Source organism: Pseudomonas sp. MB-090624 (assembly GCF_003205245.1).
Lineage (GTDB): Bacteria > Pseudomonadota > Gammaproteobacteria > Pseudomonadales > Pseudomonadaceae > Aquipseudomonas > Aquipseudomonas juntendi.
Genome location: NZ_QJRK01000017.1, coordinates 1 through 26320 on the forward strand (window position 1 = coordinate 1; position 26320 = coordinate 26320).

General features: G+C 62.4%; 24 protein-coding genes. 11 read left to right on the forward strand and 13 right to left on the reverse strand.

The window, feature by feature from the left end; translation table 11 throughout:
• Positions 1 to 109 precede the first annotated feature (109 nt).
• Positions 110 to 682 (reverse strand): HutD family protein, encoded by a 573-nt coding sequence (locus DMX12_RS11220; protein ID WP_009683255.1) that lies wholly within the window; start codon positions 680 to 682, stop codon positions 110 to 112.
• Positions 679 to 1389, reverse strand: coding sequence for a histidine utilization repressor (gene hutC, locus DMX12_RS11225; protein ID WP_154211989.1), 711 nt, complete (start codon positions 1387 to 1389; stop codon positions 679 to 681). Before hutC ends, DMX12_RS11220 begins: the two co-directional genes overlap by 4 nt.
• Before the next feature lie 144 nt (positions 1390 to 1533).
• On the opposite strand from hutC, the gene DMX12_RS11230 reads away from it, so the two are divergent.
• Positions 1534 to 2898 carry a formimidoylglutamate deiminase gene (locus tag DMX12_RS11230; RefSeq protein ID WP_110677587.1) on the forward strand — a complete coding sequence of 455 codons (1365 nt, stop codon included), beginning with the start codon at positions 1534 to 1536 and terminating at the stop codon, positions 2896 to 2898.
• A 196-nt stretch (positions 2899 to 3094) separates the two neighbouring features.
• Here DMX12_RS11230 and DMX12_RS11235 read toward each other — a convergent pair whose 3' ends face one another.
• From DMX12_RS11235 to DMX12_RS11255, 5 genes are all read right to left on the reverse strand, one after another.
• Positions 3095 to 3667, reverse strand: a complete 573-nt coding sequence (locus DMX12_RS11235) for a lipocalin family protein (RefSeq protein WP_110677588.1) — start codon at positions 3665 to 3667, stop codon at positions 3095 to 3097.
• Positions 3664 to 3918, reverse strand: a complete 255-nt coding sequence (gene bamE / locus DMX12_RS11240) for an outer membrane protein assembly factor BamE (protein ID WP_009681214.1) — start codon at positions 3916 to 3918, stop codon at positions 3664 to 3666. The genes DMX12_RS11235 and bamE overlap by 4 nt, the downstream gene beginning before the upstream one ends.
• Before the next feature lie 227 nt (positions 3919 to 4145).
• Positions 4146 to 4742, reverse strand: coding sequence for a DUF924 family protein (locus tag DMX12_RS11245; protein ID WP_110677590.1), 597 nt, complete (start codon positions 4740 to 4742; stop codon positions 4146 to 4148).
• Positions 4743 to 4745: 3 nt separating this feature from the next.
• Complete coding sequence (locus DMX12_RS11250) at positions 4746 to 5756, reverse strand: class 1 fructose-bisphosphatase (protein ID WP_009681216.1); 1011 nt, start codon at positions 5754 to 5756, stop codon at positions 4746 to 4748.
• A 192-nt stretch (positions 5757 to 5948) separates the two neighbouring features.
• Entirely contained in the window at positions 5949 to 8399 is a 2451-nt protein-coding gene (locus DMX12_RS11255) for a glycogen/starch/alpha-glucan phosphorylase (protein ID WP_110677592.1), read from the reverse strand.
• A 186-nt stretch (positions 8400 to 8585) separates the two neighbouring features.
• On the opposite strand from DMX12_RS11255, the gene DMX12_RS11260 reads away from it, so the two are divergent.
• A complete protein-coding gene (locus tag DMX12_RS11260; RefSeq protein WP_003249225.1) occupies positions 8586 to 8990 on the forward strand; it encodes a YkgJ family cysteine cluster protein in 405 nt (134 codons plus the stop codon).
• Positions 8991 to 9170: 180 nt separating this feature from the next.
• Here the strand turns inward: DMX12_RS11260 and typA are convergent, their stop codons facing one another.
• Positions 9171 to 10991 carry a translational GTPase TypA gene (typA, locus tag DMX12_RS11265; protein WP_009681218.1) on the reverse strand — a complete coding sequence of 607 codons (1821 nt, stop codon included), beginning with the start codon at positions 10989 to 10991 and terminating at the stop codon, positions 9171 to 9173.
• Between the two features lie 128 nt (positions 10992 to 11119).
• Positions 11120 to 12574 carry a tRNA uracil 4-sulfurtransferase ThiI gene (gene thiI / locus DMX12_RS11270; RefSeq protein WP_009681219.1) on the reverse strand — a complete coding sequence of 485 codons (1455 nt, stop codon included), beginning with the start codon at positions 12572 to 12574 and terminating at the stop codon, positions 11120 to 11122.
• 635 nt (positions 12575 to 13209) lie between these two features.
• Between thiI and glnA the strand changes: the two genes are divergently transcribed.
• The 4 genes from glnA (at position 13210) to ntrC (ending at position 18096) form a co-directional block, all read left to right on the forward strand.
• Positions 13210 to 14616, forward strand: a complete 1407-nt coding sequence (gene glnA, locus DMX12_RS11275; protein ID WP_009685006.1) for a type I glutamate--ammonia ligase — start codon at positions 13210 to 13212, stop codon at positions 14614 to 14616.
• A 155-nt stretch (positions 14617 to 14771) separates the two neighbouring features.
• Positions 14772 to 15314, forward strand: coding sequence for a chorismate mutase (locus DMX12_RS11280; protein ID WP_110677594.1), 543 nt, complete (start codon positions 14772 to 14774; stop codon positions 15312 to 15314).
• 263 nt (positions 15315 to 15577) lie between these two features.
• Positions 15578 to 16663, forward strand: coding sequence for a nitrogen regulation protein NR(II) (glnL, locus tag DMX12_RS11285; RefSeq protein ID WP_009685004.1), 1086 nt, complete (start codon positions 15578 to 15580; stop codon positions 16661 to 16663).
• On the forward strand, positions 16660 to 18096 hold the full coding sequence (gene ntrC, locus DMX12_RS11290; protein ID WP_009685003.1) for a nitrogen regulation protein NR(I): 1437 nt from the start codon (positions 16660 to 16662) through the stop codon (positions 18094 to 18096). Before glnL ends, ntrC begins: the two co-directional genes overlap by 4 nt.
• Before the next feature lie 626 nt (positions 18097 to 18722).
• On the opposite strand, the gene DMX12_RS11295 is transcribed toward ntrC, so the two are convergent.
• Entirely contained in the window at positions 18723 to 19160 is a 438-nt protein-coding gene (locus DMX12_RS11295; protein ID WP_054905874.1) for a hypothetical protein, read from the reverse strand.
• Here DMX12_RS11295 and trmL point away from each other — a divergent pair.
• The gene (gene trmL, locus DMX12_RS11300; RefSeq protein WP_110677596.1) at positions 19159 to 19620 is read left to right on the forward strand and encodes a tRNA (uridine(34)/cytosine(34)/5-carboxymethylaminomethyluridine(34)-2'-O)-methyltransferase TrmL; all 462 of its coding nucleotides are present in this window, start codon (positions 19159 to 19161) and stop codon (positions 19618 to 19620) included. The two genes, DMX12_RS11295 and trmL, sit on opposite strands and share 2 nt — an antisense overlap.
• A 119-nt stretch (positions 19621 to 19739) precedes the next feature.
• On the opposite strand, the gene secB is transcribed toward trmL, so the two are convergent.
• From secB to DMX12_RS11315, 3 genes are read right to left on the reverse strand one after another with little or no spacing between them, the layout of a single operon-like run.
• On the reverse strand, positions 19740 to 20225 hold the full coding sequence (gene secB, locus DMX12_RS11305; protein WP_009685000.1) for a protein-export chaperone SecB: 486 nt from the start codon (positions 20223 to 20225) through the stop codon (positions 19740 to 19742).
• Positions 20226 to 20264: 39 nt separating this feature from the next.
• Positions 20265 to 20519: a glutaredoxin 3 gene (grxC, locus tag DMX12_RS11310; protein ID WP_029886544.1), complete on the reverse strand. Its 255-nt coding sequence runs from the start codon at positions 20517 to 20519 to the stop codon at positions 20265 to 20267.
• Between the two features lies 1 nt (position 20520).
• Complete coding sequence (locus tag DMX12_RS11315; protein ID WP_009684998.1) at positions 20521 to 20934, reverse strand: rhodanese-like domain-containing protein; 414 nt, start codon at positions 20932 to 20934, stop codon at positions 20521 to 20523.
• Positions 20935 to 21140: 206 nt separating this feature from the next.
• On the opposite strand from DMX12_RS11315, the gene gpmI reads away from it, so the two are divergent.
• The 4 genes from gpmI to DMX12_RS11335 all read left to right on the forward strand — a co-directional run bounded on the left by gpmI (position 21141) and on the right by DMX12_RS11335 (position 26306).
• On the forward strand, positions 21141 to 22676 hold the full coding sequence (gpmI, locus tag DMX12_RS11320) for a 2,3-bisphosphoglycerate-independent phosphoglycerate mutase (protein WP_110677598.1): 1536 nt from the start codon (positions 21141 to 21143) through the stop codon (positions 22674 to 22676).
• Positions 22677 to 22821: 145 nt separating this feature from the next.
• On the forward strand, positions 22822 to 24135 hold the full coding sequence (locus tag DMX12_RS11325; protein WP_110677600.1) for a murein hydrolase activator EnvC: 1314 nt from the start codon (positions 22822 to 22824) through the stop codon (positions 24133 to 24135).
• A 78-nt stretch (positions 24136 to 24213) separates the two neighbouring features.
• Positions 24214 to 25530, forward strand: a complete 1317-nt coding sequence (locus DMX12_RS11330; protein ID WP_009684994.1) for a S41 family peptidase — start codon at positions 24214 to 24216, stop codon at positions 25528 to 25530.
• A gap of 8 nt (positions 25531 to 25538) precedes the next feature.
• Positions 25539 to 26306, forward strand: coding sequence for a divergent polysaccharide deacetylase family protein (locus DMX12_RS11335; RefSeq protein ID WP_054912237.1), 768 nt, complete (start codon positions 25539 to 25541; stop codon positions 26304 to 26306).
• Positions 26307 to 26320: the final 14 nt, after the last annotated feature.

Below are 26320 nucleotides of genomic sequence, written 5' to 3' on the forward strand. Positions count from 1 at the left end.
TCGCTCTAACAGGCGCTGCATACCTTGTGGCAAACACCTGTCAGCCCTGATGCGATCCCCGTGGGAGCTGGCTTGCCGGCGATTGGGCTGCAAAGCAGCCCCGGCTATCTCAAGTTGGAATGAGTTCAATCAGGCAGCACCGCCCCTGCACATCCAGCTCCAGCAACGCTTCGTTGCCCTCCAGCCGCAGGCAGTCATACAACCCCAGCCGTTGCGCCTCACGCCCAGCCAAGGCCACCTCGACCTGATTACAGGCCGCAAACAGCAACACCGTCGACGCCGAGGTGTACATTCGCTGGGTACCGTCCAGCCACTGCAACCGCGCCCGGTAACGCTGCGGCGCATAGATCAGGTTGAAATCCCGAATCGCCCCGCCCAGCAACCTGCAACTGACCTGGCTCTCGCCACTGAAGGCAAATGCATCGCAGGCCAGCAATGGCCGGCTGGCCTGGCCGTCCACCACCAGGCGCATGCCGTCGCCCTGCAGCACAGTGATGATCCGCTGGTAACCGGCAAACGTGGAAAAGCCGCCCGAGTCCTCGATATCGGCGATCGACAGGCGCCAGCCGAAGCCGTCCAGGCCTTCGCCGCTGTCGCGGGTGATTTCTTCAGTGAAACCGCCACCGTTCTTCCATGGCATGCGCGGGTAATCCTGCGCGCGCAACACCTGCAACTGGCTCATTTGCTGAAACGCCCCTCCAGGCGATGACGGGATCCGGGGTGGATCAGCCGCGCGGCAGTCACCGGCTGGCGGCCCGACCAGGTGCGGCGCCGAATCAGCAGGCAAGGCTCGCCCCGCTCGATCTGCAACAGCCGGCATTCCTCCGGCTCGGCGAGGATCGCCTCGACCACGTGCTCGCCTTCGGTCAAGGGCGCGACCTGGGACAGGTAGGCGTAGGGCGTCTGCCGGGTGAAATCCTGCTTGAGGTAGTCGGGGGCGATCGCCGCATTGACGTAACGGTCCTCGATCTGCACCGGCACGCCGTTCTCGAAATGCACGATCAGCGAATGAAACACCCGCTGGCCCTCGCGCATGTCCAGGGCCAGGGCGCGCTCCGAGCCGGCCGCTTCCTCGGTGAGGGTGATGACCTGACACGTATGCTTGTGGCCACGGGCGGCAATTTCGTCGGCGATGTTGTTCACCTCGAACAGCGCCGACCGACCTTTGGGCTCAGCCACGAAGGTGCCCACCCCTTGCATGCGCACCAGCAGGCCTTCGGCCGTGAGTTCACGCAGGGCGCGGTTGATGGTCATGCGACTGAAGCCGAGCTCGTTGACCAGCTCGCTCTCCGAGGGGACCCGGTGATGCGGCGGCCAGCTGCCGTTGTCGATCTGCTGGACGATCATCTGTTTGACCCGCGCATACAGCGGCGCCGGGCCCTCGCCCATCTGGGCAACCAGCGCGGAGACAGGAGGTGTCGGCACGGCGTTGGATCCTTGTGCAAATGTAATGGGCGGTAGCTTGCCGCAGTTTACCCGGCAGGCAAACGCCTGTATATGTATATACAAGCTAACAATAACAGGATTCGCACCATGCCCGCCTACTTCGCCGAACGTGCCCTGCTGCCCAGCGGCTGGGCCCGCCATGTCCGCATCGAGGTCGCCGGCGATGGCTACGTGGCCAGTATCGAGCCAGGGGCTGCGCCCGAGGGTGCCGAACGGCTCGCCGGGCCCTTGGTCCCCGGCATGCCCAACCTGCACTCGCATGCCTTTCAGCGCGCCATGGCCGGGCTGGCCGAGGTTGCTGGCAACCCCAACGACAGCTTCTGGACCTGGCGCGACCTGATGTACCGGCTGGTCGGCCAGATCAGCCCAGAACAACTGCAGGTCATTGCCCGGCAGCTGTACATCGAGATGCTCAAGGCCGGCTACACCGCGGTCGCCGAGTTTCACTATGTGCACCATGACCAGGCCGGCAAGCCCTACGCCGACCCCGCCGAGTTATCCCGCCGCATCAGTGCGGCCGCCGCTGACAGTGGTATCGGCCTGACCTTGTTGCCGGTGCTGTACAGCCATGCCGGGTTCGGCGGCCTGGCGCCGAACCACGGCCAGCGGCGCTTCATCAATACCACCGACCAATACCTGCAACTGCAGGCGCAGCTGGCCCCCGCGCTGGCCACACAGCCCGCGCAGCGCCTGGGCCTGTGCTTTCACTCGCTACGGGCGGTGGCGCCGGCGCAGCTCGCCGAAGTGCTGGCGGCCAGTGATACGCAAGCACCGGTGCATATCCATATCGCCGAGCAGCAGAAGGAAGTCGACGACTGCCTGGCGTGGAGCGGCCTGCGGCCCCTGCAGTGGCTGTATGAGCATGTCGACGTCGACCGGCGCTGGTGCCTGGTACACGCCACCCACGCAGCACCCGACGAAGTGGCAGCCATGGCCCGCAGCGGCGCGGTGGCAGGCCTGTGCCTGACCACTGAAGCCAACCTGGGCGACGGGATTTTCCCGGCCGTGGAGTTCCTGGCTCAGGGCGGGCGCATGGGCATTGGTTCAGACAGCCATGTATCGCTGAGCGTGGTCGAGGAATTACGCTGGCTGGAATATGGCCAGCGGCTGCGTGACCAGCGCCGCAACCGCCTGTATCGGGGTGATCAGCCAATGGTCGGGCGCACCCTGTATGACGCCGCGCTGGCGGGCGGCGCCCAGGCGCTGGGGCAGCCAATCGGCGCGCTGGCCGTGGGCAAACGTGCCGACTGGCTGGTGCTCGACGGGCAGGACCCTTACCTGGCGATTGCCGAGGATGATGCCATCCTCAACCGCTGGCTGTTTGCCGGCGGCGATCGCCAGGTGCGCGATGTGATGGTGAATGGGCAGTGGGTAGTGCGCCAGGGGCGGCACGCCCAGGAGGAACAAAGCCGGGTGGCCTTTGCCGAGGTGCTGCGGCAGTTGCTGGGGTAATGCAGGGCCATCACCAAGCTTGAGAACTGTGTAGTACCTGTGGGAGATCACACAGCCCTACGGGCTGCGCTGTCGCGCAGAGAACTCAATTCATAAGCGCGACACGCCCGCTCCCACAGGGCCCCTGCTAAATCAGTAAGTTATGTAGTGTTAAATGAGAGATGGCTTGCCGGCGATAAGGCCGGCAATGCTGCCATCAATGCATCTTGACGATCTGCTGGTCGGAAGCGCGCCAGATCAAGCGGCTGGTGTCATAGCCCTGCTGACGGGCCTTGGCCAGCAGGTTCTCGCGCTGCCAGGCCGGCAGGGTCGGCGTGCGTGACAGGATCCACAGGTACTTGCGGTCCGGGCTGCCGACGATGGCGGTGCGATAGTGTTCGTCAACGTACAGAATCCAGTATTCACCCCGCGCCACGCCCGGCACCAGCTTGGTGAACCAGTTATCGAACTCGACCCATAATTTATCGGTATGGCCCGGCTCCTGGATATTGGCATGCCCTTCGGCGCGCAGCCATTCGTCACCCATGGTGCGGCAACGGTTGAGTACTCCGTAGCTGCCATCGGGCTTGAGGTTGTAATGGGCCTCGGACTGTTCGCAGCCCTCCTGGAAGCGCATGGGCAGGCGTGCCAGCTCGTACCATTTGCCCTGGTAACGCTTGAGGTCTACATTGCCGGCGGTTTTCGGCGCCAGCGGGTCATGCACAGAGCCTGCGCAACCGCCCAGCAGCACCGCCAGGCATACCGCCATCAGCAGGTACACACGCCTCATTTGAGGCCCTGCCCTGAGTACATCAACACTTTGTCAGCCGCATACTGCACGCTGATGAAGCTCTTCTCGTCCCCCCAGGTGCAGCTGCTCATGCCCAACGCGCCGGAACATTCGGTCGGCGTGCCGAGCAGCTGCTCGACCTCGGCCTTGCTCATACCGGCCTTGATCTTGGAATAGTTTTCCTGGTTGATCTTGCTGCAGGCAGTCAGCACGACGCACAGCGACAACAGGGCGAGGGAACGCAACGACATTGAAGGACACTCCTGGGAAGATGAGACAGGCGAGTGGCCTGCAGTGACCTTCGACGTGAAAATCCCTCCTTTGTTCCCTTCCCTCCCCCCTATACCCCTACACCATTGGTCGGGTGGCCACTACTGTGCGATTAATCACAAAGCATTAGTTAACGGCCAATAAAAAAGCCGCCCCTTGTAGGGGCGGCCTTATGTGGCGATGGCCTGCGCAGCAGGGCCCTGCAATATCAGAACCTGGACCCGGGCTCCAGCAGGAAGTCCATCTCTTCGCTGGTGCTCGGGCGATCCAGCACCAGGTTGCGGTGCGGGAAGCGACCGAACCGGGCGATCACCCGCTGGTGCTGCTCGGCGTAGTCGAGGAAGCCTTCGAACAACCGGCGGCTGGCCTCGGGCTGTTCGCCCAGCAGCATCTGAAACCGCTCGACGCACAGGTTTTGCCAGTCCAGCACCTCGGCGTGCTCCAGCACCACCAGCACGAATACCCGCTGGATCGGCAGCAGCTGATAGTCCCAGTACCTCTGCAGGCCCTGCATGGCCACCACCTGGGCACGCCGGTCACCCTCGAAGGCGCGCGGCGTGTCGCGGTAGATCATGCGTGGCAGCTGGTCGAGCAGGAGCAGCAGGCCCAACCAGCCCTGCGGGCTTTGCTGCCACTCGTCGAGCCCGCCGGCCAGGGCCTGCTCCACCAGTTCACCGAACTGCGCATGGGCCTCGGCATCGTGGTGCTTGCCGAACCACAGCGTGCTCTTCTCGTCAGCCACGGCCTGGGCACTGGTGCCCCAACCGAACCACCATTCCAGCAACGGCTGCCAAGGTGCGAGCATGACTTACTCCTTGTGGTAGGCGGTAACGCGCTCGACCTCTTCTTTCGAGCCGAGAATGACCGACACACGCTGGTGCAGGCTTTCTGGCTTGATGTCGAGGATGCGATCGTAACCATTGGTAGAAGCGCCACCGGCCTGTTCGATGATGAACGACATCGGGTTGGCTTCGTACATCAGGCGCAGCTTGCCCGGCTTGCTTGGCTCGCGGGCGTCACGTGGGTACATGAACAAGCCGCCACGGGTCAGGATGCGGTGCACGTCGGCCACCATCGAGGCGATCCAGCGCATGTTGTAGTTCTTTTTCAGCGGGCCGGTCTCGCCTGCCAGCAACTCGCCGACGTAGCGCTGGACCGGGGCTTCCCAGTGGCGCTGGTTGGACATGTTGATGGCGAACTCGGCGGTGGTTTCCGGCACGCGGATGTTCTCGTGGGTAAGCACGAAGCTGCCCAGCTCGCGGTCCAGGGTGAAGCCTTTCACGCCGTTGCCCAGGGTGAGGATGAGCATGGTCTGCGGGCCGTAGATGGCGTAGCCGGCAGCCACCTGCTGGGTGCCTGGCTGCAGGAAGGCGTTTTCGTTCAGGGTTTCGTTCTGGCTCAGGTACTCGTTAGGGCAACGCAGTACCGAGAAGATGGTGCCGACCGAAACGTTGACGTCGATATTCGACGAACCGTCCAGCGGGTCGAAGACCAGCAGGTAGGCGCCTTTGGGGTACTTGCCCGGAATCTGGTAGGCGTTGTCCATTTCTTCCGAGGCCATGCCGGCCAGGTGGCCGCCCCACTCGTTGGCCTCCAGCAGGATATCGTTGGAAATCACGTCCAGTTTCTTCTGGACTTCGCCCTGCACGTTTTCCGTGCCCATGCTGCCCAGCACACCGCCGAGGGCGCCCTTGGACACGTGATGGCTGATTTCCTTGCACGCACGCGCCACCACTTCGATCAGGAAGCGCAGATCGGCAGGGGTATTGTTGCTGCGGGTCTGCTCAATCAGATAGCGACTCAGGGTAACGCGGGACATGTATGGCTCCGAAAGGATGGGGGAGATGAAAAACCCCCGCAGTTTACAGGGAGAGTTGCAGGCTAGCGAGTGATGAGACTCGCCACGGCACTCTGACGGCACAATAGGTCGGTAGTTCAGCGGGTGCCAGGCCGGTGGTCGGCGCCCGCCTTCTTCACGAGCGAGCCCGTGAAGAAGGCGGTGCAGGCACCTTCAATCCAGCGCTTTCCAGATCTGCGTAGCATATTCGCGAATGGTCCGGTCCGACGAGAACCAGCCCATCCGCGCCGTGTTCAGCACCGCCATGCGCCACCATTGCTCCGGCGTGTGCCACAAGTCCTCGACGCGCTGCTGGGCATCCCAGTAGGCATCGAAATCGGCACATACCAGGAAGCGGTCATAGGCCACCAGCCCATCGATCAAGCCGGTGTAGCGCGAAGGGTCGTCCGGCGAGAACACACCGCTGCGAATCGCCTGCAGTACGTCGTTGAGGCGGTTGGACGCAGCAATCGCCGCCGTGGCGCCAAAATCACCCGCCCGCTTGCGCGCCTCGACCTGCTGGGCGGTCAGGCCGAATATGAACATGTTGTCGGCACCGACCTGCTCGCACATTTCCACGTTGGCCCCATCCAGGGTACCGATGGTCAGTGCGCCGTTCAGGCCGAACTTCATGTTGCTGGTACCCGAGGCTTCGTAACCGGCCGTGGAAATCTGCTCGGAGAGGTCCGCAGCCGGAATGATGCTCTCGGCCAGGCTGACGTTGTAGTTGGGCAGGAACACCACCTTCAACTGGCCACGCACGGTCGGGTCGTTGTTCACCACCCGGGCGATGTCGTTGGTCAGCTTGATGATCAGCTTGGCCTGGTGGTAGCTGGCCGCCGCCTTGCCGGCGAAAATCTTCACCCGCGGCACCCAATTGGTGCCAGGGTCGTTGCGCATGGCCTGGTACAGGGCCACGGTATGCAGCAGGTTGAGCAACTGGCGCTTGTACTCGTGAATACGCTTGACCTGCACGTCGAACAGCGCTTCGGGGTTGACCGTGACGCCAACGCGGTCCTGGATGATGCTGGCCAGGGCACGCTTGCTGTGCAGGCGCTGAGCCGCGAACTGCTTGCGGAAACCCGCCTTGTCGGCGAACGGCACCAAACCGGCCAGGCGCCCCTCCGGGTCGTCCTTGAGCTCCGGCCCCAGCGCCTCCACCAGCATGTCGGTGAGTTGCGGGTTGGACTGGTACAACCAGCGGCGGAAGGTAATGCCGTTGGTCTTGTTGTTGATACGCTGCGGATACAACTTGTGCAGCTCGGCGAACACCGTGCTCTTCATCAGCTGGCTGTGCAACGCCGAAACGCCGTTGACGCTGTGCGAGCCGAGGAATGCCAGGTTGCCCATGCGAACTCGGCGGCCGTTGTCTTCCTCGATCAGCGACACCGCCCGCAGCACGTCGAAGTCGTGCAGGCCTTTGGCACGCAGGCTGTCGATATGGTACGCGTTGATCAGGTAGATGATCTGCATGTGCCGCGGCAGCATGCGCTCCATCAACGCCACCGGCCAGGTTTCCAGCGCTTCGGGCAACAGGGTGTGGTTGGTGTAGGCCAAGGTGCCGACGGTCAGCTCCCAGGCCTTTTCCCATGGGATTTCGTGCTGGTCCACCAGCAAGCGCATCAGCTCCGCCACGGCAATGGACGGGTGCGTGTCGTTGAGCTGGATGGCGGCCGCATCGGGCAGGTTGAGCAGCGAGGCATGCTGGTTCAGGTGGCGGCGCAGCAAGTCCTGCAGTGACGCCGATACGAAGAAATACTCCTGGCGCAGGCGCAGTTCCTGCCCGGCCTCGGTACTGTCCGCCGGATACAGCACCCGCGAAATGCTCTCGGCACGTGCCACCTCGGCCACTGCACCCAGGTGGTCACCGGCGTTGAAACGCTCCAGGTGCAGCTCTTCCAGCGCCCGTGCGCGCCACAGGCGCAGGGTGTTGACGCTCGAACCCCGCCAGCCGACCACCGGCGTGTCGTACGCTACCGCACGCACGGTCTCGCCAGGTGACCACACCTGGCGTTGGTTGCCGTGGTTGTCGTGCACCGTTTCGACGCTACCGCCAAAGCTGATTGGGTAGATCACTTCGGCACGCTCGAACTCCCACGGGTTGCCGAAGTCCAGCCAGTTCTCGGTCTGCTCCTGCTGCCAACCATCGACCAGTGCCTGGCGGAACAAGCCATGCTCGTAGCGGATACCGTAGCCATGGGCGGCAATGCCCAGGGTCGACATGCTTTCCATGAAGCAGGCGGCCAGACGCCCCAGGCCACCGTTGCCCAGTGCGGCATCGGGCTCCAGCAGGCGGATGCGCTCCAGGTCCACGTCCAGGTCTTGCAGGGCCTCTCGGGCGATGTCCAGCAAGCCCAGGTTGCTCAGGCTGTCGTAGAGCAGGCGGCCAATCAGAAACTCCAGGGAAAGGTAGTAGACCCGTTTCTGGCTACGTCGGTAGGCCTGGCGGGTGTGGTCCATCCAGTGGTCGACCATGTGATCGCGCGCGGCCAGGGCGATGGCTTCGAACCAGTCATGGTCGAAGGCGTGCTCCGGGTCCTTGCCAACCGCATAGGTCAGCTTGTTCAGTACGGCAGCGCGAAAATCCGCGACTTCGGCGTCACGAGCTTCAGGTTCCTGGGACATGGGGCATCCTCGGGCAAGTTGACGAAAGCGGAGGGAGAGTGTTCAGACTAGACCCTTCGACAGGGAGAGACAGTTACGGTTCGCAGTTTTCATGCCGACTTGGTGATTCCGGCAAAAGGTTGTTCATAAATTGAACAATTCCGGTATCATCGCGCGCCCCAAGACCGTGATCCGCCCCTTATAAAGATGAAAACGACCCTGATCGCCGCAGCCGAAGTCGACCGCCTGGAGACCTGGCAGCGCTACACCAGCAACATGTGCCATGGCTGCCATTCGACCTGCTGCACCCTGCCGGTGGAGGTGAAGATCAAGGATCTGATCCGCATCGGCGTAGTCGATGAATTCGAGAAAGACGAACCGCCGAAGAACGTGGCCAAGCGTTTGCAGAAAGAAGGCATCATCGAGCGCTTCAACCAGAAGTCAGGCATCTTCACCCTGACCCGGATGAGCAACGACGACTGCATGTATCTGGATCGCAAAAGCCGCCTGTGCACCATTTATGACAAGCGCCCGGACACCTGCCGCAACCACCCCAAGGTTGGGCCGAGGCCGGGGTATTGTGCGTACAAGCCCAAGGTGGTCGGGCGCTGAGCGTTAGCCATCAAGGGCCTCTTCGCGGGCTTGCCCGCTCCCACAGGATCTGCGCGATCCTCAAGGCCTGTGCAGTACCTGTGGGGCAAGCCCGCGAAAAGGGCCATCGCAAATTCTGCAAGCATAAAAAAACGCCCCCGGCCTTTCGACCGGGGGCGCTTTTATTCAGCCTGAGCTAACTCAGTTCTTGGCTTTCTTGGCAGCGCGGGTACGCTCGCCTTCGTCCAGGATCTTCTTGCGCAGACGGATCGACTTAGGCGTGACTTCGCACAGCTCGTCGTCCTGGATGAATTCCAGGGCCTGTTCCAGGGTGTGGCGAACTGGCGGTACCAGGGCGATGACTTCGTCTTTGCCCGAAGCACGCATGTTGTCCAGCTTCTTGCCCTTGGTCGGGTTCACGCCCAGGTCGTTGTCACGGCTGTTCAGGCCGATGATCTGACCGTTGTAGATCTCTTGGCCGTGTTCAACGAACAGCTTGCCGCGAGCCTGCAGGGTTTCCAGCGAGTAGGTCAGTGCCTTGCCGGTTTCGACCGACACCAGAACACCGTTCAGGCGGCCAGACATCTGGCCCGACTTCATGGTGTCGTAGCGGTCGAAGATCGAGGTCAGGATGCCTGCACCGTTGGTCAGGGTCAGGAACTGGTTACGGAAGCCGATCAGACCACGGGCTGGAATGTTGTATTCCAGGCGAACACGGCCCTTGCCATCCGGCACCATGTTGGTCAGGTCACCCTTACGCAGGCCCATCTCTTCCATGACCTTGCCCTGGGATTCTTCAGGGATGTCGATGGTGACGTTCTCGAACGGTTCCTGCTTCACGCCGTCGACTTCGCGGATGATCACTTCAGGGCGGCCAACAGCCATCTCGAAGCCTTCACGACGCATGGTTTCGATCAGTACCGACAGGTGCAGCTCGCCACGGCCCGATACCTTGAACTTGTCAGGGGAATCGGTTTCCTGAACGCGCAGGGCCACGTTGTACAGCAGCTCCTTGTCCAGACGGTCCTTGATGTTGCGGCTGGTAACGAACTTGCCTTCTTTACCGCAGAATGGCGAGTCGTTGACCTGGAAGGTCATCGAAACGGTTGGCTCGTCAACGGTCAGCGGCTTCATCGCCTCTACCGCGTCCGGGGCGCACAGGGTGTCGGAGATGAACAGCTCGTCGAAACCGCTGATGCAGACGATGTCGCCAGCCTGGGCTTCTTCGACGTCGACGCGGTGCAGGCCGTGGTGGCCCATCAGTTTCAGGATACGGCCGTTACGCTTCTTGCCGTTGGTGTCGATGGCGACAACCGGGGTGTTCGGCTTGACGCGACCACGGGCGATACGACCAACGCCGATAACACCGAGGAAGCTGTTGTAGTCCAGTGCGGAGATCTGCATCTGGAACGGGCCGTCACGGTCAACAGACGGTGCCGGTACGTTGTCGACGATCGACTGGTACAGCGCAGTCATGTCTTCGCCCATGGCGGTGTGGTCCAGACCGGCAATGCCGTTCAGGGCCGAGGCGTAGACGACTTTGAAGTCCAGCTGTTCATCGGTGGCACCGAGGTTGTCGAACAGGTCGAAGATCTGGTCCAGAACCCAGTCCGGACGCGCGCCCGGGCGGTCGACCTTGTTGATCACGACGATTGGCTTGAGGCCGGCTTCGAAGGCCTTCTTGGTCACGAAGCGGGTTTGCGGCATCGGGCCGTCCTGGGCGTCGACCAGCAGCAGCACCGAGTCGACCATCGACATTACACGCTCGACCTCGCCACCGAAGTCGGCGTGGCCGGGGGTGTCGACGATGTTGATGTGGTAGCCGTTCCAGTTGATGGCGGTGTTCTTCGCCAGGATGGTAATACCGCGCTCTTTTTCCTGGTCGTTGGAGTCCATGACGCGCTCGTCGTTGAGCTCGTTACGCTCCAGGGTGCCGGATTGACGCAGGAGTTTGTCGACCAGGGTGGTTTTACCATGGTCAACGTGGGCGATGATGGCGATGTTACGCAGATTTTCGATCACAAGTGTATCTCGATCAGAGGATTCGGTTGCCGCCCAGTGTAGGCGGCGAATATGTACTGTTTAAGGCTCAGCGGGCCCGGCGGTCGGGAGGGCGATGGCGGATACTGCCGCCATACAGCCCCGGCGTCTTATGTCGGACGATAAACACGCACATTGGCATGTCCCTCACTGAGCAGGTGGTGTGCGTGCAAACGGCTCATCACACCCTTGTCGCAATACAGCAAGTACTGGCGCGTGGGGTCCAGGTGCTTGAACTTGCTGTTGATGGCATAGAACGGCATGGCCTGGACCTCGATACCTTCCAGTACCAGAGGCTGATCTTCCTGGGCGTCGGGGTGACGAATGTCGATGACGATCTGGCCTGGCAGCGCCTCGGCCACTTCCTCGATTTCGATGTCCTTGCCCAATTCATCGATCACGTGGTCGATGGAAATGAACTTGGCGCGCTCCAGGGCGCGCTCCAGCACGGCCATGTCGAACTGCTTTTCTTCGTGCTCCATGCGGTGGCGCTTGGCATGGGTGGTCGGGTTCACCGAGATCACGCCACAGTATTCCGGCATGTGCTTGGCGAAGTCGGCGGTGCCGATTTCGGTGGCCTGGTCGATGATGTCCTGCTTGTGCGTGGCCAGCAGCGGGCGCAGCACCAGCTTGTCGGTGGCCGAGTCGATGATCGACAGGTTCGGCAAGGTCTGGCTCGATACCTGGGAAATCGCCTCGCCGGTCACCAATGCGTCGATCTGCAGGCGGTCGGCCATATGCGCGGCGCCGCGCAGCATCATGCGCTTGAGGGTCACGCCCATGTAGCTGTTGTCGACCTTGTTGAGGATTTCGCCAACCACTTCCTCGAACGGCACGCTGATGAACAGCACGCGCTGGCTGCTGCCGTACTTCTTCCACAGGTAATGGGCCACTTCCATCACGCCCAGCTCGTGGGCACGGCCGCCAAGGTTGAAGAAGCAGAAATGGGTCATCAGGCCACGGCGCATCATCTGGTAGGCCGCCACGGTAGAGTCGAAGCCACCGGACATCAGCACCAGGGTCTGCTCCAGCGCACCGAGCGGGTAACCGCCAATGCCATTGTGCTGGTTGTGGATCACGTACAGGCGCTGGTTGCGGATCTCGATGCGCACCATCACCTCGGGGTTCTTCAGCGCGATGCCGGCAGCGCCGCACTGCTGGCGCAGCTGGCTGCCGACGTAACGGTCGACGTCCATCGAGGTGAAGTCATGGTGACCACCGCGCTTGCAGCGCACGGCGAAGTGCTTGCCGGCCAGCAGGTGGCCAAAATGGTGCTTGCACTTGGCGACGATATCGTCGAAGTCACCCAGCGGGTATTCCTCTACCTGCAGGAAATGGGTAATACCCGGGGTGCAGGTGAGGCGCTCGATCATCTCGCGCTGGACTTTCTCGTCTTCGACGCGGGTAACCACTTCGAGGTTGTCCCACACACCATCCACCGCAAGCTCAGGGTCGAGGTCCTTGAGCACGTTGCGGATATTCTTGCCGAGCTGGCGGATGAAGCGCTTGCGCACCGGCCGGCTCTTGATGGTGATTTCTGGGAAGACTTTGACGATGAGTTTCATTGGTTAACAGCGCGCGCAGGGCCTGCCGAAAATGAGGGGCGCGAATTATATCGGAAATTGCTCAGGATTTGACCAACTTTTGATCAGAAGCTTTGAGATAAATGTCAGCGCAGGATTTTTTGGTGCCCGTGAGACCGAGCGCCGCCCGCGCGGCGCATCGCGAGCTGCGCTCGCTCCTACGTTTGTTTCGGGCCAGTAACCCCTGTGCCAGGTGCGCGCGACCGCCTTGTTTGTACCGCGCGATAATGAGGCATGCGCCAAGGCGTTCGCGCACAAATCCCACAGGAATAATTGGCCCGAAACAAACGTAGGAGCGAGCGCAGCTCGCGATGCGCCGCGCGGGCGGCGCTCGATCTCACAGGCGATGAAGCCCTCAAAGAAAGCACACCCTCCAGGTCGTGCACCATGCCGGTGCACCAATACCAAAACCCGCATCTAAAAAGTGCACATTCCAAGCCCAGCCCCCCGCAAAATGCCTGCAAACGCCCCCTTTTATCCCGCGCTCGCCATTTTCGGGCACTGGCATGCAATTTGCTCCCTTGTGAGGCAGGTAAGCTTGGCCGACTATCCGCGCCCGGCAACACCCTTTTTCCAGGGCAGCGGCCCACCGCGCTCTAGACCATCCGGAGGACAACATGTCGAAGTCGGTTCAACTCATCAAAGATCATGACGTCAAGTGGATTGATCTGCGTTTCACGGACACCAAAGGTACTCAGCACCACGTGACCATGCCGGCGCGCGATGCGCTGGACGAAGACTTCTTCGAAGTCGGCAAGATGTTCGACGGTTCCTCCATCGCTGGCTGGAAAGGCATCGAAGCTTCCGACATGATCCTGATGCCGGTTGACGAAACCGCCGTTCTGGACCCGTTCACCGAAGAACCAACCCTGATCATCACCTGCGACATCGTCGACCCGTCGAGCATGCAGGGCTACGACCGCGACCCACGTGCCATCGCCAAGCGTGCCGAAGAGTACCTGAAGAGCACCGGCATCGGTGACACTGTCTTCGCCGGCCCGGAGCCCGAGTTCTTCATCTTCGACGAAGTCAAGTTCCAGTCGGACATCTCCGGCTCGATGTTCAAGATCTTCTCCGAGCAAGGCTCGTGGATGACCGGCGCTGACGTGGAAGGCGGCAACAAAGGCCACCGCCCAGGCGTGAAAGGCGGCTACTTCCCAGTTCCGCCGTTCGACCACGACCACGAAATCCGTACTGCCATGTGCAACGCACTGGAAGAAATGGGCCAGACCGTCGAAGTTCACCACCACGAAGTGGCAACTGCCGGCCAGAACGAAATCGGTGTCAAGTTCAACACCCTGGTGAAGAAGGCTGACGAAGTCCAGGCGCTGAAGTACGTTGTGCACAACGTTGCCGACGCCTACGGCCGTACCGCTACCTTCATGCCGAAGCCACTGTACGGCGACAACGGTTCGGGCATGCACGTGCACATGTCGATCTGGAAAGACGGCAAGAACACCTTCTCCGGCGAAGGCTATGCCGGCCTGTCCGACACCGCCCTGTACTTCATCGGCGGTATCATCAAGCACGGTAAGGCCCTGAACGGCTTCACCAACCCGTCGACCAACTCGTACAAGCGCCTGGTTCCAGGTTTCGAAGCCCCGGTGATGCTGGCCTACTCGGCGCGCAACCGTTCCGCTTCGATCCGTATTCCTTACGTTGGCAGCCCTAAAGCCCGCCGTATCGAAGCCCGCTTCCCGGACCCATCGGCCAACCCGTACCTGGCCTTCGCAGCGCTGCTGATGGCTGGCCTGGACGGTATCCAGAACAAGATCCACCCAGGCGACGCGGCCGACAAGAACCTGTACGACCTGCCGCCAGAAGAAGCCAAGAACATCCCGCAAGTGTGCGGCAGCCTGAAAGAAGCTCTGGAAGAGCTGGATAAAGGCCGTGCGTTCCTGACCAAGGGCGGCGTGTTCTCCGACGACTTCATCGATGCCTTCATCGAGCTCAAGAGCGAAGAAGAAATCAAGGTCCGCACCTTCGTGCACCCGCTGGAATACGAGCTGTACTACAGCTGCTGATCTGATCGGCGCCCGGCGCCGGTGAGCTGATCAAACGGCCTCCCTCGGGAGGCCGTTTTCGTTTCTGCCGTCACTATTTTCGGAAGCGTCCTACCCCCGAGGATCAGCCAACACCGCCACACTCGGGCCTTCACCCTATGCTCTGGAGGTCTGTCATGCGTCATTTCCCCTTCGCCGCAGTGGCTGTATTGGCCCTGACCGGTTGCACTGCAGAAGCCCCGCCGGATACGGCGCTGTCCGCGCTGCTCGACAACATCGAACGTCGCCTGGCCCTGGCTGAAGCCGTGGCGCTGCACAAGTGGGACACTGGCCAGCCCGTGCAGGCAACGCTGCGCGAGCAACAGGTGCTGGCCAATGTCCGTGCTGCCGCACCTGGCCACGGCCTGGCACCACAACGCGCCGAGGCGTTTTTCGCCGACCAGATGGAAGCCAACAAGTTGCTGCAATACACCCTGCTGTCCGACTGGCACCGCGAGGGCGCGGCGCCGCACACGCAACGCCGCGACTTGCAGACAGACATCCGCCCGCAACTGGATGACCTGCAGGGCACACTGCTGCAAAGGCTGGCAGCCTTCGACCGTGAGCCCGCGGCGGGCTGCAGCACACGGCTGGCCAAGGAACTGGCCGGCCGGTCCGCGCCCCAACCACTGCACCAGGCTTTGGTTCGCGCCACCGGTCAACTGTGCGATAAATCCTGAAAGCTCTATGCTCCTTATTGGTGCATTCTTGCGGGCGACGCCCTGGAATGCACCCCAAAAAAGGTCACAAGAAACGTTAAACCAGAACATTCTGGTGCGAATCTGCGCGATTTCGGGTGCTGATCGGACAATTCCGCTTCTTTTCGGAGCTTTGGTTTGTTTCTTGCATTTTATGCACTGAAACTGGAATCAGCGGATTCACTGCGCCCCGGGTTCTGGCTGCACCCTGCCAGACAAGCGCCAAAAGAGGTCAACGACGCCTTATGACCATCAGCGATGCACAGCACCGTCTGCTTCTGGACAACCTGACCACCGCCACGCTATTGCTCAACGGTGAGCTGCGCCTGGAATACATGAACCCAGCTGCAGAAATGTTGCTGGCGGTCAGTGGCCAGCGCAGTCACGGGCAGTTCATCAGCGAACTGTTCACTGAATCGACCGAGGCGCTCAGCTCGTTGCGCCAGGCGGTGGAACAGGCGCACCCGTTTACCAAACGCGAAGCACAACTGACGTCCCTGACCGGGCAGACGATCACGGTCGACTATGCGGTAACGCCAATCCTGCACCAGGGCCAGACCCTGCTGCTGCTGGAGGTGCATCCGCGCGACCGGCTGCTGCGCATCACCAAGGAAGAGGCGCAACTGAGCAAACAGGAAACCACCAAGATGCTGGTGCGGGGCCTGGCTCACGAAATCAAGAACCCCCTCGGGGGCATCCGCGGCGCCGCCCAGCTGCTGGCCCGCGAGCTGCCCGAGGACGGCCTGCGCGACTACACCAATGTGATCATCGAAGAGGCCGACCGCCTGCGCAACCTGGTCGACCGCATGCTGGGCTCGAACAAGCTGCCCTCGCTGGCCATGACCAACATCCATGAAGTACTGGAGCGGGTCTGCAGCCTGGTCGAAGCCGAAAGCCAGGGCTGCATCACATTGGTGCGCGACTACGACCCAAGCCTGCCGGATGTCCTGATCGACCGCGAACAGATGATCCAGGCCGTGCTCAATATCGTGCGCAACGCCATGCAGGCGATCAGTTCGCAGAACGAACTGCGCCTGGGCCGCATCACCTTGCGCAGCCGCGCCTTGCGCCAGTTCACCATCGGCCACGTGCGCCATCGCCTGGTGGCCCGGGTGGAGATCATCGACAACGGCCCGGGCATCCCGCTGGAACTGCAAGACACCCTCTTCTATCCCATGGTCAGCGGTCGCCCGGACGGTACCGGGCTCGGCCTGGCCATTACCCAGAACATCATCAGCCAGCACCAGGGCCTGATCGAGTGTGAAAGCCACGCTGGCCATACCGCCTTCTCGATCTACCTGCCTCTGGAACAAGGAGCCACCGCCTCATGAGCCGAAGTGAAACCGTATGGATCGTCGACGATGATCGCTCCATCCGCTGGGTCCTGGAAAAAGCCCTGCAACAGGAAGGCATGACCACCCAGAGCTTCGATAGCGCAGACGGTGTCATGGGCCGCCTGGCCCGCCAGCAGCCGGACGTGATCATTTCCGACATCCGCATGCCGGGGGCCAGCGGCCTCGACCTGCTGGCGCAGATTCGCGAGCAGCACCCACGCCTGCCGGTCATCATCATGACCGCCCATTCCGACCTGGACAGCGCCGTGGCATCGTACCAAGGCGGCGCTTTCGAGTACCTGCCCAAGCCGTTCGACGTGGACGAGGCGGTTTCGCTGGTCAAGCGGGCCAACCAGCACGCCCAGGAGCAGCAAGGGCTGGACGTGCCACAAAGCCTGGCACGCACGCCCGAGATCATCGGTGAAGCCCCGGCGATGCAGGAGGTGTTCCGCGCCATTGGCCGCCTCAGCCACTCCAACATCACCGTGCTGATCAATGGCGAGTCCGGTACCGGCAAAGAACTGGTAGCCCACGCCCTGCACCGCCACAGCCCGCGCGCAGCGGCACCGTTCATTGCCCTGAACATGGCCGCCATCCCCAAGGACCTGATGGAGTCCGAGCTGTTCGGCCACGAAAAAGGCGCTTTCACTGGCGCCGCCAACCTGCGCCGGGGGCGCTTCGAGCAGGCAGATGGGGGCACCCTGTTCCTCGACGAGATCGGCGACATGCCCGCCGAAACCCAGACCCGCCTGCTGCGGGTGCTGGCAGATGGCGAGTTCTACCGGGTCGGCGGCCACGTGCCGGTCAAGGTAGACGTGCGTATCATCGCCGCTACTCACCAGAACCTCGAGTCACTGGTGCAGGCTGGCAAGTTCCGCGAAGACTTGTTCCACCGCCTGAACGTGATTCGCATCCATATCCCGAGGTTGGCTGACCGGCGCGAAGACATCCCCGCACTCGCCCGCCATTTCCTTGCCCGTGCCGCTCAAGAGCTGGCGGTCGAGCCGAAGGTGCTCAAGCCGGAAACCGAGGAGTTCATCCGCAACCTGCCATGGCCGGGCAACGTGCGGCAGATGGAGAACACCTGCCGCTGGATCACCGTCATGGCCTCCAGCCGCGAGGTACTGATTGGTGACTTGCCGCCGGAGTTGCTGAACCTGCCCCAGGACGCTGCCCCCGTGACCAACTGGGAGCAGGCGCTGCGCCAGTGGGCTGACCAGGCATTGGCGCGTGGGCAATCCAACCTGCTGGACAGCGCGGTGCCAAGCTTTGAGCGGATCATGATCGAGACCGCCCTCAAGCACACCGCCGGCCGGCGCCGCGATGCGGCGCTGTTGCTGGGCTGGGGCCGCAACACCCTGACCCGCAAGATCAAGGAACTGGGGATGAATGTGGCGGGTGGCGATGACGAGGAAGGTGACGAGCACTGAGCGCTAGGTTAACCCTCGAGATCTTTGGGGCTGTTGCGCAGCCCTTTCGCGACACAAGGCCGCTCCTACACGGACCATCTGTGCCTCCGGGCTGATGGGTTACCTGCAGGAGCGGGTTCACCCGCGAAAGGGCCGGGCCTGCGGGCCAGTTTCTGCCAGGCATTGTGCATTGCCGGTACTACCGTATTCGCGGGTGAACCCGCTCCTACATCGATTGATGATGCCGGCCCGGCTCCGCAGGACTGCCGGCCACCCCCGCCCATTGTGAGCGGCCTTGTGCCGCGACAAGGCCGCAAAGCGGCCCCAGCTGTTTCAGCCTTCCGATGCACCGTTCCTGTGCCCGCTGCACCTCGCCAAGGCACAAACCCCCTCAAAAACCGGCCGAATCCCCCTCAAAGCCCAGTATTTCCGGGTTTTGCAAAATTGGCACGCCCCCTGCAATAGCTAATACATACCCAGTTTCGGGGGCCCTGGTACAGGCAGGCCGGGTGAACCCCTCTTTTATTAGCAACACCGCCGTTTTTGGGGACCTCGGTACAGGCAGGCCGGGCCATCCCCCCTTTACACGCAGTACGCCGTAGCCCTTTTGGGGACCCTGGTACAGGCAGGCCGGGATATCCCCTCTTTTATTCCTGCAGGCTCACCTGCAGCCGCCAGCGTCCAGCGTCTTCTGCACCGGCCCATTGGCCGTGCAGGGGGCGCGCGGCCACCACCGTCAGCAACAACCCCTCCTGGCTGTTCTGCAGCCGCCAGCTTACCGGTTTGCCGTTCAGGCTCAATTGGCCCTGCCGGGCCGTGCCCTGGGCCTGGAACAGCACAGCCACTGTGCCTTGGACGTTCTCGGCATGCAGCTTGGGTTCTTCGTTGAACCACAGCGCCAGCCCATCCGGCAACACCTCTACCTGCTGCAACTGGCGCTCTACAGGGGCGGTCAGGCGGCCGATCATCAGCCCCACCATCACCCCGACGATCGCCAGCGACAGCAGCATGCGCGGCAACGCCTTCGAACGCACATCCGGTTCGGGGGTAGAATGCCCGTCATCCTCTTGCTTGGAGCCGTGCATGTTTCACGTCATCCTTTTTCAACCAGAAATTCCGCCGAATACCGGCAATATCATTCGCCTGTGCGCCAACAGCGGCTGCCACCTGCACCTGATCGAACCCATCAGCTTCGAACTGGATGACAAGCGCCTGCGCCGCGCGGGGCTGGATTACCACGAGTATGCCACGCTCAAGCGCCACCAGAGCCTGGCCGAATGCCTGGAAAGCCTGGGCAACCCACGGCTGTTCGCCTTTACCACCAAGGGCTCGCACCCGTTCCACGAGGTCGCGTACGAGCCGGGTGACGCGTTCCTGTTCGGGCCGGAGAGCCGCGGGCTGCCGGCAGAAGTCCTCGACAGCCTGCCCGCCGAGCAACGCCTGCGCCTACCCATGCGCCCAGGCTGCCGCAGCCTGAACCTGTCCAACACGGTGGCGGTGACGGTGTATGAGGCCTGGCGGCAGAACGGATTTGCCGGGAGCTGATGTGTAAGCCTGCACTGGCCCTATCGCCGGCAAGCCGGCTCCCACAGGGACCACGTGCGGCTTCCCACACAGCCAACAAAAAAGCGCCCCTAGAGGCGCTTTTCCGATACCGGCAGCAGTTACTGAACGGTTGGCGCTTCGCCGGCTTCCTGCATGCGCTGCATTTCTTGCGCGTACAGGGCGTCGAAGTTGACCGGCGACAGCATCAGCGCCGGGAACGAACCACGGGTCACCAGGCTGTCCAGGGTCTCGCGGGCATACGGGAACAGGATGTTCGGGCAGAACGCACCCAGCGTGTGGCTCATAGAAGCAGCATCGAGGTTGGCGATGAGGAAGATACCCGCCTGCTGCACTTCAGCGATGAACGCGACTTCGTCGCCGTTCTTCACGGTGACCGACAGGGTCAGCACCACCTCATGGAAGTCGCCTTCCAGGGCCTTTTGCTTGGTGTTCAGGTCCAGGGCAACGCTCGGCTCCCAGGTCTGACGGAAGATCTGCGGGCTTTTCGGGGCCTCGAACGACAGGTCGCGCACATAGATACGCTGCAGGGAGAACTGAGGGCTGTTGTCTTCAGCAGCAGCGCCGTTGGTCTGTTGGTCAGTCATGGCAGATCCTTATCCTAATGTTTTCGAATGCAGTGCAAATCAGGCCGCCAGCAACGCGTCGAGCTTGCCGGCGCGCTCCAGGGCATAGAGGTCATCGCATCCACCGACATGGGTGCTGCCGATCCAGATCTGCGGCACCGACGTGCGGCCGGCTTTCTGGGCCATCTCGGCACGCAGTTGCGGTTTGCCGTCGACCTTGATTTCCTCGAATGCCACGCCCTTGCTCTCGAGCAGGTACTTGGCACGCATGCAGTAGGGGCAGTAGTCGCTGGAATAAACGATGACGGGCTTCATATCACTTCACCAGGGGCAGGTTATCGGCTTTCCAGCTGGAAACGCCACCGCTCAGTTTGGCGGCGTTGTAACCGGCCTTGAGCAGATCGCGGCAAATGCTGCCGGACTGCTGGCCCATCGCGTCGACGACGATCAGGGTCTTCTCTTTGTGCTTGTCCAGCTCGGCCATGCGGTTGGCCAGCTTGTCCTGCGGAATGTTCACCGCACCCACGATGTGACCGGCGGAATACTCCTTGGCCGGGCGGATATCGATCACCAGTGCCTTGTCGGCATTGACCAGGGCAGTCAGCTGACCGTTGCTCAGGCTCTGCCCGCCACGGCGGATTTCATTGATGAGCAGCAGGGCCAGCAGAATGAAGAAGATCGCAACCAGGATGTAGTGATCTGTCGCGAATTGAATCAGGTGAGCAACCATCAGCGGTGTTCCAGGCGATTGAAAATGCCGGCCAGTATACACAGCCCCTTGGTACCACCAAAGCCCGACGGGCCGGCCACCAGACCAGCTTCATGTTGCCATTGCGCGCGCGCCGGTCGGGGGATGGGACGATTATTCGCCGCACGTGGCGTATTTGCCCTAAAATGCGTTTCTTTATCATCTTTGAACAACCGTGAGTTTGATTGATGACGAGTACGCCCAAACCCCTGGTCCTGATCATCCTGGATGGCTTCGGCCACAGCGAAAGCCCTGAATACAACGCCATCTACGCCGCTAACACGCCGGTCTACGACCGCCTGCGCGCCAGCCAGCCGCATGGCCTCATTTCCGGCTCGGGCATGGATGTCGGCCTGCCGGACGGGCAGATGGGCAACTCCGAAGTCGGTCACATGAACCTGGGCGCGGGCCGCGTCGTCTATCAGGACTTCACCCGGGTGACCAAGGCCATCCGCGACGGTGAGTTCTTCCAGAACCCGGTGCTCACCGGTGCGGTGGACAAGGCTGCCGGTGCCGGCAAGGCCGTGCACATCCTTGGCCTGCTGTCCGATGGTGGCGTGCACAGCCACCAGGACCACATCGTTGCCATGGCCGAACTGGCCGCGCAGCGCGGCGCGGAAAAAATCTATCTGCACGCCTTCCTCGATGGCCGTGACACCCCGCCACGTAGCGCGCAGTCGTCCATCGAGCTGCTCGACGCCACCTTCGCCAAGCTGGGCAAAGGCCGCATCGCCAGCCTGATCGGCCGCTACTACGCCATGGACCGCGACAACCGCTGGGACCGCGTCAGCGCCGCCTATAACCTGATCGTCGACAGCAGCGCCGAATACACCGCTGACACCGCCGTGGCAGGCCTGCAAGCGGCCTACGCCCGTGACGAGAGCGACGAGTTCGTCAAGGCCACGCGCATTGGCGCAGCAGTCAAGGTCGAAGACGGCGATGCCGTGATCTTCATGAACTTCCGCGCCGACCGCGCTCGCGAGTTGTCGCGCGCCTTCGTCGAGCCCGATTTCACCGAATTCGCCCGTGCACGCCTGCCAAAAATGGCGGCCTACATCGGCCTGACCCAGTATTCGGCGAAAATCCCGGCACCCGCTGCCTTTGCCCCGTCCAGCCTGAACAATGTACTGGGCGAGTACCTGGCAAAGCACGGCAAGACCCAACTGCGTATCGCCGAAACCGAAAAATACGCCCACGTCACCTTCTTCTTCTCCGGTGGCCGCGAAGAGCCATTCGAAGGCGAAGAGCGCATCCTGATCCCATCGCCGAAGGTCGCCACCTACGACCTGCAGCCGGAAATGAGCGCACCGCAAGTGACCGACCGCATTGTCGAAGCCATCGAGCAACAGCGCTTCGACGTGATCGTGGTCAACTACGCCAACGGTGACATGGTCGGCCACACCGGCGTGTTCGAAGCGGCAGTCAAGGCTGTCGAAGCGCTGGACAACTGCGTTGGCCGCATTGTCGAGGCGCTGGACAAGGTCGGTGGCGAAGCGCTGATCACCGCCGACCACGGGAACGTCGAGCAGATGGAAGACGAGTCCACCGGCCAGGCCCACACCGCACACACCACCGAGCCGGTGCCGTTCATCTACGTCGGCAAGCGCAACGTGAAAGTGCGTGATGGCGGCGTGCTGGCCGATGTTGCGCCGACCATGTTGAAGCTGCTGGGGCTGGACAAGCCTGCCGAAATGACCGGCACTTCGATTCTGGTAGACGCCTGACAGCTGCAAGCTGCAAGCTGCAAGCTGCAAGCGAGAGGTGGCGCGCTTTTTCTTGCCGCTTGTAGCTTCACGTTTGCAGCTGATTCAATTTGCCCGCCCAGGCGGGCATACTAGGCCAGTCTCCATCCTTGGTACGCCAAACCCCATGCTTCGCGCCCTGATCTTCCTAGCCTTGTCATGCCTGCTCAGCCCGGCCTTCGCCGATGAGCGCGCACAGACCCAGCAGCAACTGGACGCCACCCGCCAGGACATTGCCGAGCTCAAGAAAACACTGGGCAAGCTCCAGGAAGAAAAAGCCGGTGTGCAAAAGGACCTGAAAGCCACCGAGACTGACATCGGCAACCTCGAAAAGCAGGTGGAGGCACTGCAGCAAGCACTAAAAAAGACCGAGGGCGAGCTGGAGCGCCTTGAAACCGAGAAAAAAAAACTCCAGACCGCCCGCGTTGAACAGCAACGGCTGATCGCCATTCAAGCCCGCTCGGCCTACCAGAACAACGGTCGCGAGGAATACCTCAAGCTGCTGCTCAACCAGCAGAACCCAGAGAAATTCGCCCGCACCCTGACCTACTACGACTACATGAGCAAGGCGCGCCTGGAGCAGCTGCGCACCTTCAACGAAACCCTCCGCCAGCTGGCCAGTGTCGAGCAGCAAATGTCTGCCCAGCAGCAACAGTTGCTGGCCCAGCGCGCCGACCTCGACAGCCGCCGCCAGGCCCTGGAGAGCGAACGCGGCAAGCGCCAGCAGGTATTGGCCAAGCTCAATAGCGACATGAAAGACCGCGACCAGAAGCTCCAGGCCCGTCAGCAGGACCAGGCCGACCTGGCCAAAGTCCTCAAGACCATCGAGGAAACCCTGGCACGCCAGGCCCGCGAGGCTGAAGAGGCACGCAAGAAAGCCCTGCTGGCGCAGCAGGAAGCGGAAAAACGCCGGCAGCAAGAGGCCCTGGCCGCCGCTGCGCGCGACCAGGCGCGCGAGCCTGAAGCGCCGGCAGAGCCGCCGAAAAAGGCCCGTACCACCCTCGGGCCGATGGTTTCCAGCGACGGTGCCAACTACGGCGGTGCATTTTCTGCAGCACGGGGCAAACTTCCTTGGCCAGTCAATGGTCGATTGCTGGCACGCTTCGGCGATGCACGCGGCAACGATGCCCGGGCCAAATGGGACGGCGTGATGATCAGCGCCAACCCCGGCACACAAGTGCGCGCCGTGCACGGCGGGCGTGTGGTGTTCGCCGACTGGTTGCGCGGCGCCGGGCTTCTGGTCATTCTCGATCATGGCAACGGTTACCTGAGCCTGTACGGCCATAACCAGAGCCTGCTGAAAAGCGCCGGTGACATCGTCAAGGCCGGTGAAGCCATATCCACCGTCGGCGACAGCGGTGGCCAGGACGCGGCAGGCTTGTACTTCGCCATCCGCCAGCAGGGCCGGCCTACCGACCCTTCGCAGTGGTGCCGGGGTTAGTCAACTTTCTACGGCGCGGCCCAAACGCTGCACCGATGCTCCGCAGGGAGCGCTTACAGGATCAGGAGTCCGTTCGACATGCTGCACTCGCCTCGTCTCACCCAGTTGGCCCTGTCCATCGCCCTGGCGGTCGGCGCGCCCCTGGCCACTGCCGCGGAGCCGGCCAAGGCGGCAGCTGTGCCGGCCACCGAGGTCACTGCCAAGGCGCCACTGCCACTGGAAGAGCTGCGCACCTTCGCCGAAGTCATGGACCGCATCAAGGCGGCCTATGTCGAGCCGGTAGACGACAAGACCCTGCTGGAGAATGCCATCAAGGGCATGCTCAGCAACCTCGACCCACACTCGGCCTACCTAGGCCCCGAGGACTTCCAGGAACTGCAGGAAAGCACCAGCGGCGAATTCGGTGGGCTGGGTATCGAAGTGGGCCAGGAAGACGGCTTCATCAAGGTGGTCTCGCCGATCGATGACACCCCGGCCTCGCGTGCAGGCGTCCAGGCCGGCGACCTGATCGTCAAGATCAACGGCGCCCCGACCCGCGGCCAGACCATGACCGAAGCGGTGGACAAGATGCGCGGCAAGGTCGGCGACAAAATCACCCTGACCCTGGTCCGCGACGGCGGTAACCCCTTCGACGTGACCCTGGCCCGCGCGGTGATCCAGGTCAAGAGCGTGAAGAGCCAGCTGCTGGAAAACGACTACGGCTATATCCGCATCACCCAGTTCCAGGTCAAGACCGGCGACGAGGTGGGCAAAGCCCTGGCCAAGCTGCGCAAGGACAACGGCAAGAAACTGCGCGGGGTGGTGCTCGACCTGCGCAACAACCCGGGTGGCGTGCTGCAATCGGCCGTGGAAGTGGCCGACCACTTCCTCACCAAGGGCCTGATCGTCTACACCAAGGGCCGCATCGCCAATTCCGAACTGCGCTTCTCGGCCGACCCGGCCGACGCCAGCGAAGGGGTGCCACTGGTGGTGCTGATCAACGGCGGCAGCGCCTCGGCTTCGGAAATTGTAGCGGGCGCACTGCAAGACCAGAAGCGCGCCGTGCTGATGGGCACCGACAGCTTCGGCAAAGGCTCGGTACAAACCGTGCTGCCATTGGCCAATGACCGCGCCCTGAAGCTGACCACCGCACTGTACTTCACCCCCAATGGCCGTTCGATCCAGGCCCAGGGTATCGTCCCCGACATCGAAGTACGTCAGGCCAAGCTCACTGCCGAGGTCGACACCGACAACTTCAAGGAAGCCGACCTGCAGGGCCACCTGGGCAACGGTAACGGCGGCGCCGACCGCCCGACCGGCAGCAGCAAGCGCAAGGAGCGTCCACAGGACGACGACTTCCAACTGAGCCAGGCACTGAGCCTGCTCAAAGGCCTCAACATCACCTCGGGCAAATGATCCAGCCCGTGCGGTACCTGCTGTGCCTGGTGTTCTGCCTGTTGGCCGGGGTCGCGCAAGCGGCGCCGGCCGGCAAGGCCTACATGAGCATCATCATCGACGACCTTGGCCAGAGCCCCGAGCGGGACAGCCGCACCTTGGCCCTACCCGGCCCGGTGACCATGGCCATCATGCCCGACACCCCGCATGCAACCGACTTCGCCCGCCAAGCGCACAAGGCAGGCAAAACGGTGATCCTGCACATGCCCATGGACCCGGCCACCGGGCCCTACGCCTGGCACCCCGGCATCGCCGGCGAAGAGCTGGCCCGGCGCCTGGACAGCGCGCTGCTCAAGGTGCCTTACGCGGCCGGCATCAACAACCATATGGGCAGCCGCATGACGGCCCAGCGCGAACCCATGGCCTGGCTGATGGGCGAATTGCAGCGCCGCCACCTGTTCTTCGTCGACAGCCGTACCAGTGCCGCCACCGTCGCGGCTGCAGAAGCACAGGCGCAAGGCCTGGCGCATGTCTCGCGGGATGTGTTTCTCGATGACGTGCGCACCACCGAAGCCATTGCCGGGCAGTTGCAACAAGGCGTGGCCCTGGCGCACAAGCAAGGCTCGGCAGTGCTGATCGGCCACCCTTACCCGCAAACGCTGGAGGTGCTGGCCCGCGAACTGCCCCGCCTGAAAAGCCAGGGCATCACGCTGCTGGGTCTGCCACAGATGATTGCCGAGCGGAGCAACCAGGCCATGCCGGCACATGGCCGGCAGGGCCGCTACAGCAACCGATGAACCTGGGTTCGGCC

Bases quoted from the DNA above. Each gene is read 5' to 3' on its own strand.
- DMX12_RS11220 (WP_009683255.1), bottom strand. From the start codon at position 682: ATGAGCCAGTTGCAGGTGTTGCGCGCGCAGGATTACCCGCGCATGCCA.
- hutC (WP_154211989.1), bottom strand. From the start codon at position 1,389: ATGGGCGAGGGCCCGGCGCCGCTGTATGCGCGGGTCAAACAGATGATC.
- DMX12_RS11230 (WP_110677587.1), top strand. From the start codon at position 1,534: ATGCCCGCCTACTTCGCCGAACGTGCCCTGCTGCCCAGCGGCTGGGCC.
- DMX12_RS11235 (WP_110677588.1), bottom strand. From the start codon at position 3,667: ATGAGGCGTGTGTACCTGCTGATGGCGGTATGCCTGGCGGTGCTGCTG.
- bamE (WP_009681214.1), bottom strand. From the start codon at position 3,918: ATGTCGTTGCGTTCCCTCGCCCTGTTGTCGCTGTGCGTCGTGCTGACT.
- DMX12_RS11245 (WP_110677590.1), bottom strand. From the start codon at position 4,742: ATGCTCGCACCTTGGCAGCCGTTGCTGGAATGGTGGTTCGGTTGGGGC.
- DMX12_RS11250 (WP_009681216.1), bottom strand. From the start codon at position 5,756: ATGTCCCGCGTTACCCTGAGTCGCTATCTGATTGAGCAGACCCGCAGC.
- DMX12_RS11255 (WP_110677592.1), bottom strand. From the start codon at position 8,399: ATGTCCCAGGAACCTGAAGCTCGTGACGCCGAAGTCGCGGATTTTCGC.
- DMX12_RS11260 (WP_003249225.1), top strand. From the start codon at position 8,586: ATGAAAACGACCCTGATCGCCGCAGCCGAAGTCGACCGCCTGGAGACC.
- thiI (WP_009681219.1), bottom strand. From the start codon at position 12,574: ATGAAACTCATCGTCAAAGTCTTCCCAGAAATCACCATCAAGAGCCGG.
- glnA (WP_009685006.1), top strand. From the start codon at position 13,210: ATGTCGAAGTCGGTTCAACTCATCAAAGATCATGACGTCAAGTGGATT.
- DMX12_RS11280 (WP_110677594.1), top strand. From the start codon at position 14,772: ATGCGTCATTTCCCCTTCGCCGCAGTGGCTGTATTGGCCCTGACCGGT.
- glnL (WP_009685004.1), top strand. From the start codon at position 15,578: ATGACCATCAGCGATGCACAGCACCGTCTGCTTCTGGACAACCTGACC.
- ntrC (WP_009685003.1), top strand. From the start codon at position 16,660: ATGAGCCGAAGTGAAACCGTATGGATCGTCGACGATGATCGCTCCATC.
- trmL (WP_110677596.1), top strand. From the start codon at position 19,159: ATGTTTCACGTCATCCTTTTTCAACCAGAAATTCCGCCGAATACCGGC.
- DMX12_RS11295 (WP_054905874.1), bottom strand. From the start codon at position 19,160: ATGCACGGCTCCAAGCAAGAGGATGACGGGCATTCTACCCCCGAACCG.
- secB (WP_009685000.1), bottom strand. From the start codon at position 20,225: ATGACTGACCAACAGACCAACGGCGCTGCTGCTGAAGACAACAGCCCT.
- grxC (WP_029886544.1), bottom strand. From the start codon at position 20,519: ATGAAGCCCGTCATCGTTTATTCCAGCGACTACTGCCCCTACTGCATG.
- DMX12_RS11315 (WP_009684998.1), bottom strand. From the start codon at position 20,934: ATGGTTGCTCACCTGATTCAATTCGCGACAGATCACTACATCCTGGTT.
- gpmI (WP_110677598.1), top strand. From the start codon at position 21,141: ATGACGAGTACGCCCAAACCCCTGGTCCTGATCATCCTGGATGGCTTC.
- DMX12_RS11325 (WP_110677600.1), top strand. From the start codon at position 22,822: ATGCTTCGCGCCCTGATCTTCCTAGCCTTGTCATGCCTGCTCAGCCCG.
- DMX12_RS11330 (WP_009684994.1), top strand. From the start codon at position 24,214: ATGCTGCACTCGCCTCGTCTCACCCAGTTGGCCCTGTCCATCGCCCTG.